General features: G+C 53.1%; 9 protein-coding genes. 6 read left to right on the forward strand and 3 right to left on the reverse strand.

From position 1 onward, the window contains the following. From BUQ81_RS09030 to BUQ81_RS00025, 4 genes are all read left to right on the forward strand, one after another. Positions 1 to 6,193: tandem-95 repeat protein (locus tag BUQ81_RS09030; RefSeq protein WP_143598429.1), on the forward strand; the 6,193-nt coding region annotated here is incomplete at its 5' end. Positions 6,194 to 6,266: 73 nt separating this feature from the next. Continuing rightward, positions 6,267 to 7,541 carry a Sel1-like repeat-containing protein kinase family protein gene (locus BUQ81_RS00015; RefSeq protein ID WP_074200359.1) on the forward strand — a complete coding sequence of 425 codons (1,275 nt, stop codon included), beginning with the start codon at positions 6,267 to 6,269 and terminating at the stop codon, positions 7,539 to 7,541. After that, entirely contained in the window at positions 7,498 to 8,625 is a 1,128-nt protein-coding gene (locus tag BUQ81_RS00020) for a type II secretion system protein (RefSeq protein WP_074200360.1), read from the forward strand. Before BUQ81_RS00015 ends, BUQ81_RS00020 begins: the two co-directional genes overlap by 44 nt. Then, positions 8,622 to 12,044 (forward strand): calcium-binding protein, encoded by a 3,423-nt coding sequence (locus tag BUQ81_RS00025; RefSeq protein ID WP_159432237.1) that lies wholly within the window; start codon positions 8,622 to 8,624, stop codon positions 12,042 to 12,044. Before BUQ81_RS00020 ends, BUQ81_RS00025 begins: the two co-directional genes overlap by 4 nt. On the opposite strand, the gene BUQ81_RS00030 is transcribed toward BUQ81_RS00025, so the two are convergent. Beyond that, positions 12,034 to 12,438, reverse strand: coding sequence for a hypothetical protein (locus BUQ81_RS00030; protein WP_074200362.1), 405 nt, complete (start codon positions 12,436 to 12,438; stop codon positions 12,034 to 12,036). The two genes, BUQ81_RS00025 and BUQ81_RS00030, sit on opposite strands and share 11 nt — an antisense overlap. Before the next feature lie 67 nt (positions 12,439 to 12,505). On the opposite strand from BUQ81_RS00030, the gene BUQ81_RS00035 reads away from it, so the two are divergent. Next, on the forward strand, positions 12,506 to 13,018 hold the full coding sequence (locus BUQ81_RS00035; RefSeq protein ID WP_074200363.1) for an adenine phosphoribosyltransferase: 513 nt from the start codon (positions 12,506 to 12,508) through the stop codon (positions 13,016 to 13,018). 3 nt (positions 13,019 to 13,021) lie between these two features. Further along, positions 13,022 to 14,437, forward strand: a complete 1,416-nt coding sequence (locus BUQ81_RS00040) for a sensor domain-containing diguanylate cyclase (protein ID WP_074200364.1) — start codon at positions 13,022 to 13,024, stop codon at positions 14,435 to 14,437. Between the two features lie 53 nt (positions 14,438 to 14,490). Here BUQ81_RS00040 and argH read toward each other — a convergent pair whose 3' ends face one another. After that, on the reverse strand, positions 14,491 to 15,903 hold the full coding sequence (argH, locus tag BUQ81_RS00045) for an argininosuccinate lyase (protein ID WP_074200365.1): 1,413 nt from the start codon (positions 15,901 to 15,903) through the stop codon (positions 14,491 to 14,493). Beyond that, positions 15,896 to 16,390, reverse strand: a complete 495-nt coding sequence (locus BUQ81_RS00050) for a thioredoxin fold domain-containing protein (protein WP_074200366.1) — start codon at positions 16,388 to 16,390, stop codon at positions 15,896 to 15,898. Before BUQ81_RS00050 ends, argH begins: the two co-directional genes overlap by 8 nt. Positions 16,391 to 16,464 lie beyond the last annotated feature (74 nt).

Consider the following 16,464-nt stretch of genomic DNA (forward strand, 5'->3'; position numbering starts at 1 on the left):
GCCTGACAGCTTCACCTACACCGTCAGCGACGGCAACGGCGGCACAGCCACAGCCACGGTGAACCTCACCGTCAACCCGCAGAACGATCCGCCGGTTGCGGTAGACGACAGCTTCAGCACCGACGAAGACGTTGCGCTGACCATCAGCGCGGCTGATCTGCTGAGCAACGACAGCGACATCGACGGGGATACGCTGACGATCACCGGCTTCACCCAGCCGAGCAACGGCACCGTGGTAGACAATGGCGATGGCACCTTCACCTACACCCCCAATGGTGACTACAACGGGCCTGACAGCTTCACCTACACCGTCAGCGACGGCAACGGCGGCACAGCCACAGCCACGGTGAACCTCACCGTCAACCCGCAGAACGATCCGCCGGAAGCCAATAACGACCCGGATCAAGGGGCTGGTTATTTCGTTGAGTTGGGTAATATCTCAACCAGTGATGCGCACTTTACATCTCAGGGTTATACATGGACTGGTGACGAACACGGTAAGGCGGACTGGACGAATCTGGACAGTGCTGGTCAACAGGTTGTTATCAAAGCGTATAACGCAGATGGGACTGAGGGTGCAGTAACTGCAGACGATGATGAAGTGCAGTCTCTGCCCTCTGGCAGCAGTCCGCTTGTTGACAGTGATCCTAATGATGATTATGAGCTGGGTGTGGATGGTTCTCCGCGTGGAACAACGGGCTGGCCAACTCAGCAGATTGAGTATGACTCTACAACCGGCCAGTCAGAGGCAATTCAGATTCAGTTTAACGGTAATCTGAACCAGGCTCATCTGGAACTGGGGCATCTCATCGGCAATGAACAGGGCGGTGAAGTTGCGCATTGGTATGCGATGCTTGATGGTCAGGTTGTTGCCGAGGGCGATGTCCAAGGTGCGGGAGGTGCCAATGTCACCACACCGCTGGATATTAATACTGGCAACAAGGTCTTCAATGAAATTCGTCTTGAGGCTCGTGAATATGCTGATGGCTCCGGGTCCTCGACGGATAGTTCCGATTATTTCATTCAGTCCCTGTATGGCAGTGGGCCTGCTGAAGCAAATGGTCCTTATGTGGTCTATGAAGGAGATACGCTGGATACGGCTGCTGATCTGAACGATAGCATTCATGGTGTCCTCTATAACGACTCTGACCCAGATGGCGACGCAATTTCGGTCATTGAGGTAAATGGTCAGCCGCTGAGTTTTGACAATAATGGAAATGCGACGGTTACCCTGACCTATGGCACACTGACAATTAATCAGAATGGTCAGTTTAGTTATACCGCCACGGCTGATCTCGATCCTGGTGAAGTTGTGCAGGAGAATTTCACTTATACCATTCAGGATCAGTATGGTAATACGCTAAACCTGCCTGGCAATGAAGGCGCCAATGTTGCTTCGGATGGAGACAGTGTAGCTACGGCAACCATTACGGTTATTGGTCGCGGTAATGCCTCTACTCTGAGAGGTGAGGATGACGCGGCGACTGCCACTGAAGAAGGACGTGAGTATATTGCCTCTGAGGATGAAAGCGATGATGGGCAGGCAGCGCAGGGCAATGTGCTGAGTAATGACTCTGGCACAGACCTTAAGGTCACAGCGGTAACCTATGATGGTCAAACCTATTCGGTACCGGGTGATGGCAGTGATCTCACTATCACAACTCAGTATGGATCGCTTGCCATCAATAACACCGGTGCATACACCTTTACGGTAAATGAAACTGGAGCTGATTCTCTCAATGTTGGCGATCAGCAGGTGGTACCGTTTACCTATACCGTTGAGGACAGCAATGGTGATACAGCCAGTGCCGGTCTGAGCATAACGGTAGAAGGTCGTGACGATGCGCCGCAGATTGTAAGTGTTAGCGAAAATGATCAGCCGTATCACCAGGTTGATGGATTGCTGGATACGGACCATGATGGTGCGCCGGACACCCTCACACCGGATATGCTTATTAATCAGAATAATCCGGATCTGCTATTCAATGAGGATAATGGCAATATCCGCATTGATATGGGTAATGGTAATAGCAGCATGGCCGTCAATTATTGGGGCGGCACAGCTGGCTATCTCAACGTCATTGGGTTCTACGAGAAGGATGAAAATGGCAATATTGTCGATACCAAGATCATTCACAGTGATAATGATCCAGGGTTTGATTACTACTCAAATCCTATTAACTTGGGAACGCTGAATAACCTCAGCCATGAGGTCGGCTTCTTCATTATTCCAAATGGCTATTCCGACAGGAACGCGGATATCAAGAACGCCATTGACAATGGCTGGCAGCCGCAGATTGATCCTTCAACCGGCAAGATCACCTTTGTCAACCCCAATGACAGCAGTCAGACGATTGAAGCCAGCAAGGTCTATTACACCGATAATAATCTGAGTACGGATGGTCGTGACCATGCCATTATTGGTGTGAACGATGATGGCAGCCTGACTATTGGCTTTGAAGACCTGCCGGAAAATAGAACCGATCAGGACTATGATGACGTGGTTCTGACCATCAATGCATGTCAGACATTGTCGGAAGGTAATCACATTTTCAGTGATGTTGACCTGCAGGATGTTGATAACCAAAACCTGCAGTCCGCAACAATGACTATTACCAATGCTCAACCCGAGGATACGGTAACGGCTGACAACCTGCCAGCAGGCGTGACGCTCACAAGTAACTATAGTAATGGTGCATTGCAGGTTACCTTGAGCGGGTCTGCTTCTGTTGAGGACTATGAGGCGGCACTGCAGGCCCTGACCTTCGAAAGCAGCAGCGCTGATCGCACTCCCCGTGACATTGAGCTGCAGGTATTCGATGGTACCAAGCACTCCAATGTTGCAGCATTCACACTGGATATTGGCGGATGCACGCTGAACACCTATGACAACTATCCGGATGACAACACTGCTCCGGAAACGACCGACGACGACGTTATTACCTGTGAAGATAATGCCTACACCTTAACACTCAATGACTTTGGCCAGTTCAGTGATGCTGATGGTGATCAGCTTGTAGCGGTAAAAATTGAAAGTCTGCCGACCAATGGTCAGCTGCTGCTGAATGATCAAGCGGTCACAGCGGGCACTGAAATCAGTGCGGCAGATATTCAGGCTGGAAAACTGGTGTTTAATCCGGCTAACAACACCGATGCAGACAGCAGCTTCCAGTTCAGCGTTTCTGATGGCTCGGACTGGTCCAGCGCCCATACGGTTACGTTGAATGTGAAGGCGGTTGCAGATACGCCGAATGTCAATATTGATGTAACACCGCTACAAGGCGTTGATACGATCGACATCAATAACGTCACTACCCAGGGACAGGGCTTCACTGTCAGGGCCTTCCATCAGGATGGCACGCCTGCTGACATTTCGATTGTGTCTGGCACCGACCACGATGGCTTTGGCGTACAAGGTCTCCCCCAAAGTGAAAATAATGGGCCTAACCCGGGTGCTGATGTTGAATTAAGCCATGATGCAACTGATAACACGTCTGAAAAAATTGAAGTGAACTTTGATCGCCCTGTTCACAGCATTGCTGTTGAACTGGCATGGATTCACAGCGTAAATAACAATGGCGATGGTGATGGTGAACACGCTCAGATCGACTTTTATCGTGAGGAGCAGTTGGTAGGATCCATCGATCACTATGATCCGAATCAGACGGATACGGTTGATGGACCCTATGCCTTTGCTCCAGCCAATGGAGAAGCATTCGATACGGTAGTATTTTCAGCACCCTATACAGGCGATGATTACCTGATCCACTCCATTCAGGTGGACCCAGGTTATCAGGTCTATAAGGTGGATCTGTCCGCAGCGGTGACCGACACGGATGGCAGTGAGCATCTTACCAGTGTCACCATAAGCAATATCCCCGATGGTGCCTTGCTGCTTGATGGTCAGGGGAACCCCGTGACTGTGAACAACGGTACTGCGATAGTTCCAATAGACCAGAATGCACAAAGTCTGCAGGATAACTGGATGTTGAAAGTCCCGGACGGTGCAGGTGATTTCTCGCTCACATTGACAGCCGTTTCTAGCGAAGGGGCTACAGGCGAAGATGTTTGTGACTTGCACCAGGATGCCAGTAATGATGACAGCGAACAGGTAACAGTCACTAACGATTACGGCTCTCAGGACCAAGGCTCTCAGGACCAAGGCTCTCAGGACCAAGGCTCTCAGGACCAAGGCTCTCAGGACCAAGGCTCTCAGGACCAAGGCTCTCAGGACCAAGGCTCTCAGGACCAAGGTTCTCAGGATCAAGGTTCTCAGGATCAAGGTTCTCAGGATCAAGGTTCTCAGGATCAAGGTTCTCAGGATCAAGGTTCTCAGGATCAGAGCACGAACAGGCTTCAGCCGCCCACCATTACCGTATCCATGGATGAGGCGACCGTTACAACAGGTGGTGCTTCCGGAGACGGAGCACCCCATTGGGATGTTTCCTTCAGTGTTGACACACCGCATGCCCCGCAAACACCGGACATAACTGGTGCTCAGGAGGCCGGTAATGCGCCTGCGGGTTATCAAATCCTGTCTGGCACATCCGATGCGGATGTCATTGAAGCGGGTAATGGTTGGGAGGAGGTTAAGCTTTCCGGCGGCAATGATCAGCTTCGCATTGGAGATGGAGACACCGGCTACGTCAAACTTGATGCCGGCGGTGGTGATGATCGGGTTCAGGCAGGTAAGGACTGGGCGAAGATCGATATGGGCTCCGGCGCAGACAATCTCATCGCCGCGGAAGGTGGTAAGGAAGTTTATCTTGGCGGTGGCAACGATCGTGCCCAGCTGGGCGATGCCGGCCAGGGTTATGCGAAGATTGATGCGGGCGAGGGTGATGATCATGTCGAGGCTGGTGCCGGCTTTGATGAAGTGGACATGGGTGATGGCGCCGATACGCTGCAGTTGGCTGATGGTGCCACCAGTGTCAAGCTTGGCAGTGGCAATGACCAGGCCCGCATAGGCGATGCCGGTCAGGGTTATGCGAAGATTGATGCAAGCGGGGGTGACGATCGTATTATTGCTGGTGCCGGCTTTGATGAAGTTGACATGGGTGATGGTGCCGATAAGCTCCAGTTGGCTGATGGTGCCACCAGTGTCAAGCTTGGCGATGGCAATGACCAGGCCAGCATTGGCGATGCCGGCCAGGGTTATGCGAAGGTTGATGCGGGCGATGGTGACGACACCGTTATTGCAGGTAATGATTTCAGTGAGGTGAAGCTGGGTGATGGTGCAGACCGCCTCGATATTGGTACGCCGAGTACGGGCTGGAGCAAAATAGATGCAGGTGGTGGCCACGATACCCTTATCGTTGATCATGGCTGGAAAGGAATCAAAGGTGGTGGAGGAGAAGACACCCTTTATTTCAAAGGCCATGCACAGGATTACACGGTCACCCAAGTTGGCAATAAATATCAAGTTGTACATAAGGCAACGGGTGAAACAACTGTAGTCAAAGAAGTGGAGCATATTGGCTTTACGGATCAGGGTACACCACAAAGTGAAGCGGCTTATCCCGTCAGAATCAATGCAGCCATGCAGGGCGATACGGATCATGGCATGCTGAGCATCCATATTACTGGACTCCCGAGTGGCGCCCAATTGACGCTGGCGGATGCTGACGTCCAACATTACTCCCTCTCGCAGACAGGCGATGAATGGGTGCTGACGTCCAATGACAGCCAGGCAACGCAGATTGATGCACAGCTCAATCTGAGTGTGCCGGCAGATACGGCACCGTTCGTTCTGACTGCGCAGGCAATCGTCACGGCAGGCAATGATCACGTCATCAGCCAGTATGTAATGGAGGTGGATCCCCAGGCAACCGGTGCGCCGCAAGGGCAGGCTTCTGAGTACTGGCTGGAGAGCGATGAGAATGGTGTGGAAATCTACCACGTGGACGATAAGAATGACGATGGTCAGGTCGATCTGCGTGGGGAAGGGTTCGATGCTGCGGCAGATGTGCTTGATTTGAGCGAAGTTCTTGATATTGGTCAGAGTGATACACTCGATCAGTATCTCCAGCTGAACCCGGAAGATGCGGATAATGATGGTCAAAATGATGCGACAGCCGTGGAAGTCGATAAAGATGGTGATGGCACGACTGATGTCACCGTTCTGATCGATTCGGTCACGGACGAGCTGACCATCCAGGTCGATGATAACAAGGTCGACTTTACTGATAACTGAGTGTGGAAGATGTAGTCGACATGGATGAATTTGCAGCCCGCTCAAAGCGGGCTGTTTTTTATCGGAGTAGATTATGTTTCCACCGCAGCCCGATATCCTTGCACGGGAAAAACTTGGCGAGGGTGCTTATAGCGCATGCTGGCGGGCGTTATATGTCAAAGAGAACCACCGGCGCCCGGTGGTGGTCCGTTATTTTCCCTGCATAAAGAGTCTGCATGATTTTGGCAGGGAGAAAGAGATCTATCGTAAGGGCGTGAAAAAAGGTCTCAAAAGTATTCCTCGTCTACTTGAAGTGCGAAAAACAGGCTCAGGTTATTTGCAGCTATTTGAAGATGCTCATGGACGCGACTTGCGAAAATGGTTGAAGCAACGGAAAGGTGAACCCTGGCCGGAAAAAACGATCGTGGATGCGATGACGCAAATCGCCACGACCCTTATGACATTGAACAGCTGGGGAGTTATTCACAGTGACATCAAGCCCGCAAATATTCTGATGAATGCGCAGGGGCGGATTCAGCTACTGGATCTGACAGAGTGTAACCGTCCCGGGAGCTGGTATCACTGGGAGCATTATGTGGGCGATAAGAAATATGCCCCTCCCGAACGCATGGATGGCCATTTAGACGAGCAGGGTCAGGTTTTCATGCTGGGACTGGTTGCATGGGAAATGGCGACGGGAAGACACCTGTTTGAGGGAATGGATGACGATACACCGTTCTTGAATATGGTGAAGTTACGTTGGTGGCCTCGCGATCGATCTGCGATTGCGCATCTGTCGCCATGGTTGCAGCACCTGCTGCTGGCCATGTCGTCTGTTGATCCAAACCAGCGCCCGACATTACGTCACGTATTGAAAATCATCGAGCAGCAGGTTGTCCTGGATGTGTGGCGATACGAAGAAAACAGGCCACAGGTCTTTGCGGAAGATGAATTGGATGCGCGAACGCGTCTTGCAGAAGCGGGCATTTGTTATGCCCGATTTATGGAGGCGGTTGATATTGAAAATGCCGGTGAAGTTGCGGAAGCAAAAAAACGCTATGCCATGCTGGCAGAGCAGGGCTATTCTCGTGCGCAGAACAATCTTGGCGTGTTGTTGCTTGATGTGGGTAAGGTTGAGGCGGCCGTGTCATTGTTCAGAAAGGCGTTGGCGAAAGGCAATGTCTACGCTGCCTTTAACCTAGGCAAATATGTCCAGGAAGCAGGCGATCTGGCGAGTGCGCTCAGGTATTTTGAATTTTCTGCCATGCGTGGTCATCCCCAGGCAAAGGAACATCTGAGTCGCTTGCTCGAGAAAAAGGGCCGGTATGCTGCTGCTGCCTACTGGAAAAGTCTGGCAGACTGTGCATGAAGAAGAATACCTGTCAGTGATAAAATCTGGTGGTGTGAAAATTATTTTGAATGAGAATCTGTCGATGCCGAGCAGCAAGAAATGTATAAAAGAACATGGATTTACCTTGATCGAGGCGGTAGTCAGCGTGCTGATTATGGCGCTGCTGGTTAGCGGTTTGTCGACGCTCTACTCAAAAAAGATTGTGCTTATGAAAAAACAGGAAAACCTGCATCGTTTCCTCTCGATCAAACAGCATATGCTCAACTATCTGGAAGTGAATGGTGTGCTGCCCTGTCCGGATGTGGATGGAGATGGTCTTCAGGATCGCAAGCAGCAATCCAATGGGATTAGTACATGCAAGAAAAGTTATGGTTATTTGCCCTATAGAGACCTCGCGTTGGGATTTGCGACTGATCCGTGGAAGAGTCCCTTCGCCTATGCCGTTAACCGACGTGCTACCAAAAAAACGCGGGTAACCGACGTATGTGAAACGGCATCGCTGTTTGCCAAACCCGGCGATCCGGTCCATGTTGGTAACGAGTTGGGCAACCAGAACCGCCTGTTGCTTTGTCCTTCTACCGGATTCCTGTACTGCGCCCGCAACTCGAATGAAACGCTGAACCCGAGTACCTGCAAGCCTCAGGCTGGTTTGACGGATGACTGTGTCTGTCTGGTCAAAAATCAAAGTACGGGCGAACTTGAAGTTGCAGAACAGGAAATCAATACGGGCGCGGATTTTAAAAATCTGCTGGAAGGAGCGGGGTTGCAGGTGGGACCGCCTTATATCAGCTGGTTTACTCCGCCAGTCGGCTACAACGATAACCCTTCGGCAACCCCTTATAAAAACCTGAAAGTGCTTGATGAATCAGGTGAGCAGATTGGAGGTGCGGTTGTGGCCATGATTGCATCCTATGGGGTTAATGGTCAGTACACATGGAATGAAAATTGTCCTGCTGACTTGAGTGATTTTGAACAGGAAAACTGTGATCACGATGAAACATTCCAGATCGATTATGAAAAAATGGAAGAGTCTGGTGATCGGTTGATATGGATCGATGTTTTTACGGCAAAAGCGGCACTGGTGCGGGGAGGGAAGCTATGAAAAGGATGAAAGTACTTCAGGGGTTCACCCTGGTAGAAATTGCTTTGGTTCTTGTTATTGTAAGTCTGTTGCTGGGTGCCGGTTTTGCAGGCTTCGGAAGCATTATGGACTCCAATCGTCATGCGGAAACGAGCAAGGCATTGGACTACACCAAGCAGGCGCTACTGACGTATGTAAATATCAACAACTTCCTTCCCTGCCCTGATGTTGACGGCGACGGCGTGGAAGACCGTGATACGACAACTACCCCCCATACGTGCAAGGCTGTAGAAGGCAAGGTTCCCTACAAGGATATTGGCTTGAGTATTAGCCAGGTGAGGGATGCATGGCGCAATGTATTTCTATATCACCTGAATGAGCGCGTAACCAAAGCAGCTGAAATCTGCGACCCCGGCTACTCCTCCAGCTTTTTCTGTAACTGCAAGCCAGACAGCGTGCGAGATACTCTGGATAACTGCAAATATGGTCCACCGGCATTTCTTAATGACACGCCTCCGACCGCAATGGCTGCAGACAGTCAGAACCTGACGGTAAAGGATGCCGCGTCAGGTGTGGTGGTCGCAAGTCAGATTTCAGTGGTCGTGCTGGCACAAAATTCAAATGCCGGTGCCCAGTGCAGCACCCTCGCGGCTGATGAGCAGGAAAACTGCGATGGCGATGCCATATTCGTTTCCCACGAGCGCACCGATGATCCATTCTTTGACGATCAGCTCATTACCATCAGTGGTTACGAGATTCGCAGGCCAGCGCTTACGCACGAAGAGAATCAGACGGAAGAGGTGGTTTCGAATCTGCAGAGTCTGTTTGCCCAAAGCCTGAAAGCAGGTATTGAAACTGTCACGCTGGCTTCCAACATGGATGAGGCCAAAAAGGAGGCTACGGTTAATTTTCTGGGCGCACTGGACAAGAAACTGGCCGAGGCAGAAACCCCGCTATTGGATCTTGAGCTGTGCGCAACCGTGCCCGCCGCCATTGCCGATACGGACAGTGGTGATGTAAAGGTCATTGATGGTGATTTGAACGCGCATTTCAAACTGGATGACTGGCTGGGGATTCAGCTCCTTGGCCACCTGCTGGACAAGGGGCAGATCAAATCAGACAAGAAACATGATGAGAAATATGTGTACGTGCAGAAATCGGCCTTTGGCAAGATTGACCTGAAATCCGGTTTGACAGAGATGGTGATCGCAGGAATTGTGCCCGGAGAAATTAAACTTGATGGTAAGCATGCCATTGAAGGCCAGCAAGTAGTGCGCATCTGCGGCGATGCACTGTTGCCGCAAGCCGACGGAGAAACCGTGAGCGGCTGTCCGGGGCTTCAGGCGCCTGAACTTCCACCCACCGATGGCGCTACACAGATTGGGGATAAGCCGTCGGGTTGGCATCTCATCAAGGGAACGTCCCGAAATGATAGGGTTGTGGCCGGAAACAAATGGGTTGAAGTCTATCTCTATGGTGGCGATGATCAGCTGACCATTGGGAATGGCGGGGCGGGTTATGGAAAAATTTTATTGGGACAGGGAAATGATTATTTAAAGGCTGGCGATGGCTGGGATTATATAGACGGCAGTGAGGGCGATGATCAGGTAACAATAGGAAGTGGTAGTACCAAAATTCTTCTCGGCCAGGGGAATGACCGGTTGAAGGCAGCTGATGCAGGGGCGGGGTATGCCGAAATTGACATGGGTCAAGGAGATGATTCATTAGAGGTCGGCAATGGGTTCGACAAAATAAACATGGGTCAGGGGAACGATAAACTTATCGCAGGTAATGGGAGTACCCAAATTCTGCTGGATCAAGGAGATGACTGTGCCAGCCTTGGCGATGCGGGTGCAGGCTATGCCAAAATCGATGCAGGGCAGGGTAACGATCGCATTACTGCCGGGGATGGCTTTTCTGAGATCAATCTGGGGGAGGGTGATGATTACCTTGCAATAGGCAACTCAGCGCAAGGGTGGACAAAGATTAACGCGGGACAGGGCGATGATGTCATTGTGGCTGGATATGGCTTTACGGAAATAAATGGTGGTAATGGAGAAGACATCGTGTATTTCCGCGGAAAATCATCGGACTACACGGTAGAGAAAAAGTGGGGGCGAAATCATGTCATTCACAAGGCTACCCAGCGTGACACTTGGCTGAACAGCATTGAGTCGGTGCGTTTCACCGAAGATGATGGTATGCCGCAAGGAAATGATGATGACGGCGGCAATAAGCATGAGCACGGCCATAAAGATCATGATGAGCACCATGACAAGGAAGCAAACCTGTTCGTACTGCAGGACTTCAAGAGTAAATCCGTCGCTACGGATCTGCTGGTGAGAGATCAGGATGCCTTGAGCGTGAAGAAAGCCGAAATCAAGGATGGCAACGGCTTTGTTTACCTCTATGCGGATCCCGTCGAGGATGAGGATTACAGCGTGCTGCACGACAAGATCAAGATGGAAGGCGATGTGCAGACGCTGGCAGTGGTGGGTCCGCTGGGGGGCGTGCAGCAGGTCAAATCCCATGACAAGCCCAAATACCACCACTGGGATTGGTGCCAGAAAGTCATGGAGGATCAGAAAGGGCTCATGGAGGGCATCGCTTTTGGACACGAGGTAAAGCGCTCAAAACACAAGTCAAAGCAGGCGAAGGTGGAATTCAAGAAAGCGAAAGTCGCAACCCTTCTGGTGCTGGGCAATTGTGCGACCGAGCTGAAGTTTGACAAGGCCAAGCATAATGACCATGACTGGAGAGACTGGTTCGGCGGTGTCAGCTTCCCGTCCCCCTTCGGTGTCGCACATGGGGATGACGACGACAAAAACCACGGCGACAAGGACCATGATGACAGGGACGATGATCATGGCAAGAAAGAAAAGGGACATGACCACAAAAAGGCCAAATTGCCTGGTGCAGCCCTTTTCGTGCTGATCGATCAGATTGGTAGTGACACGGCAACTCGAGCAGGCTATCCCATTGGGTATGGCGGTAATGTTTATCCCAGCTGCAAATTGAACACCTTCGATGCAGACGACCTGATCGTGGTGCGCGGTAGTCTGTTTGCGGAAATGGATACAGCGGACGGGGATGATGTGGCCTATATTCACAACATTGCTACCGAGAAGGTATCCATGGGCAGCGGGAACGATGTTCTCGTTACCGAAGAGCTGGATGCGGTACGAGTGGAAATGGGAGTGGGTGATGACCTGCTGACGGTCAGCGCTATCAAGAACGGTGGCGAAATCGATATGGGCAGTGGTAACGACACCCTCGAAGTTGCCGGAATGATCGATAGCGATGCGCAGCTCAATGGTGGCTCAGGAGACGATGTGCTCACCCTGAAGGCGTATGACGAAAGTCAGTATCAGGACATCAAGGATCGCATTTATAGGTTTGAGTCGATTATGCTGTCTGATGGAACCGTCATTAAGCCTTGATGCCAGTGGCCATTTTGACCATCCACTCTGACAGGACGGGGTACTTGATACGTATCCTTTGCACGATTTCTGGCAGGGTGTAGTCTTTCATCGGCATACTGATCAGTGTGCTAGCGAGCGCAATCAACCAGGTGCGCGCTGCCTTGTCCAGCTGCGGGTTATCAGGGCGAATATAGGAAACCTTGGCGACCAGTGCGGCACGCAGCATGTTGTGCCAGAACCGTGGTGGAATCCCCGCTCTTTTCAGAAACTCTTCTGGTGTCTTGTCTTCAAACCAGCTTTCCAGCATTTGCGAGAGCGTCCAGGTGGCAAAAACCTCCTCTGCGCCTTTCTGAGCGATCGGAGCCAAAGTGTGGAACAGCGCTTCTTCGTAATCGTTCTCGATGGGTTTCATGGTGGGTAGTGTTGTAACAACCTATGTAATACAATGCCAGTGACATTTTGTTCAGGGAGAGATAAAGATGCATCCCTTCGCTCAGTATATCGACAATGTGCCGGATTTTCCCAAGTCCGGCATTCTTTTTCGTGATGTTTCCCCCCTGCTGCGGCAGAAGTTTAGCGAAACCATCGATGCCATGAGTGACCTGTTCACACCTGACGAATGGGCGCAGGTGGACCATCTGGTGGGTATCGAATCGCGCGGTTTCATTTTTGCCTCTGCCCTGGCTTACAAGCACGGCAAGGGGTTTGTAAAGGTACGCAAGCCGGGCAAGCTGCCCAACGTCTGTGCCACCATTGCCTACGGGCTGGAGTATGGCAGCGATGAACTGCAGATGCAAAAAGGGGACAGCGGCAAGGTGATCATCTGCGACGATCTGATTGCCACCGGCGGTTCCATGAAGGCGGCAGCCGACCTGTGCGAACAGGTCGGCTACGAAGTGGTCGGACTGGCCTGTCTGGTGGATCTCAAGGCCCTGAACGATTTTGAGTGGCATGGCATGCGCGTGCGCTCGGTCATCCAGTACGAGGATTAGCCTGTGAAAATACCGCGCCTAAGCAACAGCATTTTACGGGATCAGTTCATCTGGATGATGATAACCGGTTTTCTGGCCGGGCTGATCTTTCCATTTTTTATCGTGCTGCTCGGCATCCCGCAGGAAAAGGTCATGACCCCGCTCTTTTTTGGCGCGTCGATCATGGCAGGTCTGGCGATGGGGCTGCTGAATTTCGGGCTGGTGCATTTTGTAACGCGCCCGACGCTCAAGGAGTTGGGCGAGAAAATGGACACGGTGCGCAAACGGCTGGATGAGCAGATGACCAGTGAAGCCAGCAAAAGCAAAAAAATGGACACCTGTCTCGAGGCGCAGGAATGTGTCGTGCACATTCGGTCTCGTGATGAGTTGGGACAGGTGGCCGGCGCCTTCAACAAACTAGTGCAGACGCTGCGGGAATCGTTGGAGATCCAGCACAGTTACCAGCGCTTTTCTGCTGCGGTCAACTCCACGCTGGAATTGAAAGCGCTGGGTGAAGAGGTCATGGACATTCTGCGCGATTATCAGTTGGCGAATGGCATGGCGATTATTGTGTATGACAATCAGCAAGATGCACTCAAAACCGTGTACGCTTCCGGAATTAACCATCCTGAATGGCTTGTTAACAAGGTGCAGGTGATCGAGGCGGTCGAAAAAGGCCGTTCCGAGTCGATTGAGTTGCCACTGGATGTGGAGGTAGATGCCGTGCTGGCTACGGTTCAGCCCCGCTTTGTGGATATTTTGCCGATCGAGTTCAAGGGCATGCGCATCGGGGCATTGGTCTTGGCGCGTTTACAGCCGCTTGAGAAAAAGCAACAGATCATTTTGTCTCTGCTGCAAAAAGGCTTGGGACTGGCGATTCGCAATGCCCTCACCCATGAAGAAATTCAGCGCATCGCCGTGCTGGACGGGCTTACCGGGATCTACAATCGGCGTTTTGGCATGCAGCGTCTGCATGAAGAGTTTGGGCGGGCGCAACGCAGTAAAACGCCGCTGGCACTGATTATGCTCGACATCGACCACTTCAAGTCAATCAATGATACCTATGGTCATCCGGTGGGGGACCGTGCTATCAAGCTGGTGGTCAAACTGGGCAAGACGGTGCTGCGCGAAGGCGACATTCTGGTGCGCTATGGTGGTGAGGAATTCATGATCGTGCTGCCGGGCGCGGCGATTGATGATGCGGTTAAAGTCGCCGAGCGTCTGCGTCACAAGGTGACCGAAACCCTGCTGCTACATGGAGATCAGCAGATTCATCTGACTGTCAGCCTTGGGGTGGCGGGCTATCCGGCGCTGGAGGTGGCCGACGAAGACGCGCTGATCGCGCTGGCGGACGAAGCGCTCTACAAGGCCAAGGAGAGCGGGCGCAACCGCGTGGTGGATGCCCGTTATCTCGAGGGTGCGCAGGCAGCGACAAGCTAAAGCCGCTGTTCCCGTTCAACGAGCCTGCCGCCGCAACCTTCGCCCGCCAGGCGTCACGCCGTCTTGAGCGTCTGCAAGCGCTCACGGGCGCGTCCCGCTGCAGCCAGCACCTGTCTGGGTGCTGTGCCACCAAAGTGATCCCGCGCCGCCACCGAGCCTTCCAGCGTGAGCACGTCGAACACATCCGCCTTGATGCGCGGTTCGAACTGCTGTAGTTCCTGCAGCGACATTTCCGACAGATCTTTGCCGTGGCGAATTCCATAGGCGACCGCCTGCCCTACCACTTCGTGGGCATCGCGGAAGGGCAGCCCCTTTTTCACCAGGTAGTCCGCCAGGTCCGTGGCGGTGGAGAAGCCGCGCCGAGCCGCCTCGTAGCCGGCTTCGCGGTTGAAGCGGATTGCCGGTACCATGTCGGCAAAGGCGATCAGGCTGTTGACCACCGTATCCACCGTGTCGAATAGCGGTTCCTTGTCTTCCTGGTTGTCCTTGTTGTAGGCCAGCGGCTGCGACTTCATCAGCGTCAACAGGCTCATCAGGTGGCCGTAGACGCGGCCTGACTTGCCGCGCACCAGCTCGGGCACGTCCGGATTTTTCTTCTGCGGCATGATGGACGAGCCGGTGCAGAAGCGGTCCGGCAGGTCGATAAACTGAAACTGCGCACTGGCCCACAGCACCAGCTCTTCGCTCATGCGCGACAGATGCATCATCAGCAGCGCGGCGGCATGGGTGAACTCGATGGCGAAGTCGCGGTCGGACACGCCGTCCAGCGAGTTTTCGCCCACGCGCTCAAAGCCCAGAAGCTCTGCGGTGTAATGGCGGTCGATGGGATAGGTGGTGCCGGCCAGCGCTGCAGAGCCCAGCGGTGAGGTGTTGATGCGCCTGCGGGCATCCAACAGGCGCTCGGCATCGCGGTAGAGCATCTCGAACCACGCCAGCAGATGATGGCCGAAGGTCACCGGCTGCGCCGTCTGCAGGTGGGTAAAGCCGGGCATGATGGCGTCGTGATAGCGCTCGGCCTGCTCGATCAGCCCTTCCATCAGGCGCTTGAGCTGTGGCAGCACGCGCTCGTCGATCTCGTCGCGCAGATAGAGGCGGATATCCGTGGCCACCTGGTCATTGCGCGAGCGGCCGGTGTGCAGCTTCTTGCCGGTAATGCCGATCAGTTGCGTCAGCCGCGCCTCGATATTCATGTGAATGTCTTCCTGCGCCACGGAAAACTGGAATTCGCCTGCTTCGATTTCCCGCTGAATCTGCGCCAGTCCGCGTTCGATATCCGCCAGCTCTTCATCGGTGAGAATGCCCACCTTGTTGAGCATCTTCGCATGGGCCAGCGAGCCCTGAATGTCCTGACGATACATGCGCTTGTCGAAGTCGATGGAGGCGGTAAACTGCTCCACAAAGGCATCAGTAGCTTCGGTCAGGCGGGCGGAGGAGAGCTTTTCCTTGCTGGCGGCGGTATCACTCATGGGGGTTCATTCCTTTGCGTAGTTTTTCGGTTGCTTCTTCAATGGCGGCAAACAGGGTGTCGCTGTATGTTTCCACCGTGCCGCCGGGCAGGCCGACAATGCGCTTGAGCACACGCCCGGCTGGATCGAAGATCAGCACGGTGGGCGTGACGTCGATCTCGTAGCGTTCGCCGAGGGTGCGGTGCGTGGTGGTGTGGCCGTCAAAATCCACCAGCGGCGTGTCGCTGTCGATGCTGATGCGGCGGAAAAAGGCGATCTGGCCTTCATAGTCCTGGCGGTTGTCCGCCATGGGGTCGAGCACCTCCTCGCGCAGAATATGGCAGAACTCGCACCAGCGCGCCTCGAACATCACCACAATGGGGATCGCCTTCTGCGCCGCAGCGCGGGCCGTTGCGCTCAGATCACGTGCCGGCTGCAGTTGCCCGCTTGGGCTGGCGGCACTCTGGCAGCCTCCGAGCAGCAGCAGCGTACTGAAAAGAAATATCATCCATCGCATGGCGCTATTTTAGCGGCTTGGCAGCTTGGTCGCTAAAATGGTCCTCATTCGATTCAGCAAGGGAC

Source organism: Sulfurivirga caldicuralii, from assembly GCF_900141795.1.
In the GTDB taxonomy this organism is placed as follows: Bacteria; Pseudomonadota; Gammaproteobacteria; order Thiomicrospirales; family Thiomicrospiraceae; genus Sulfurivirga; species Sulfurivirga caldicuralii.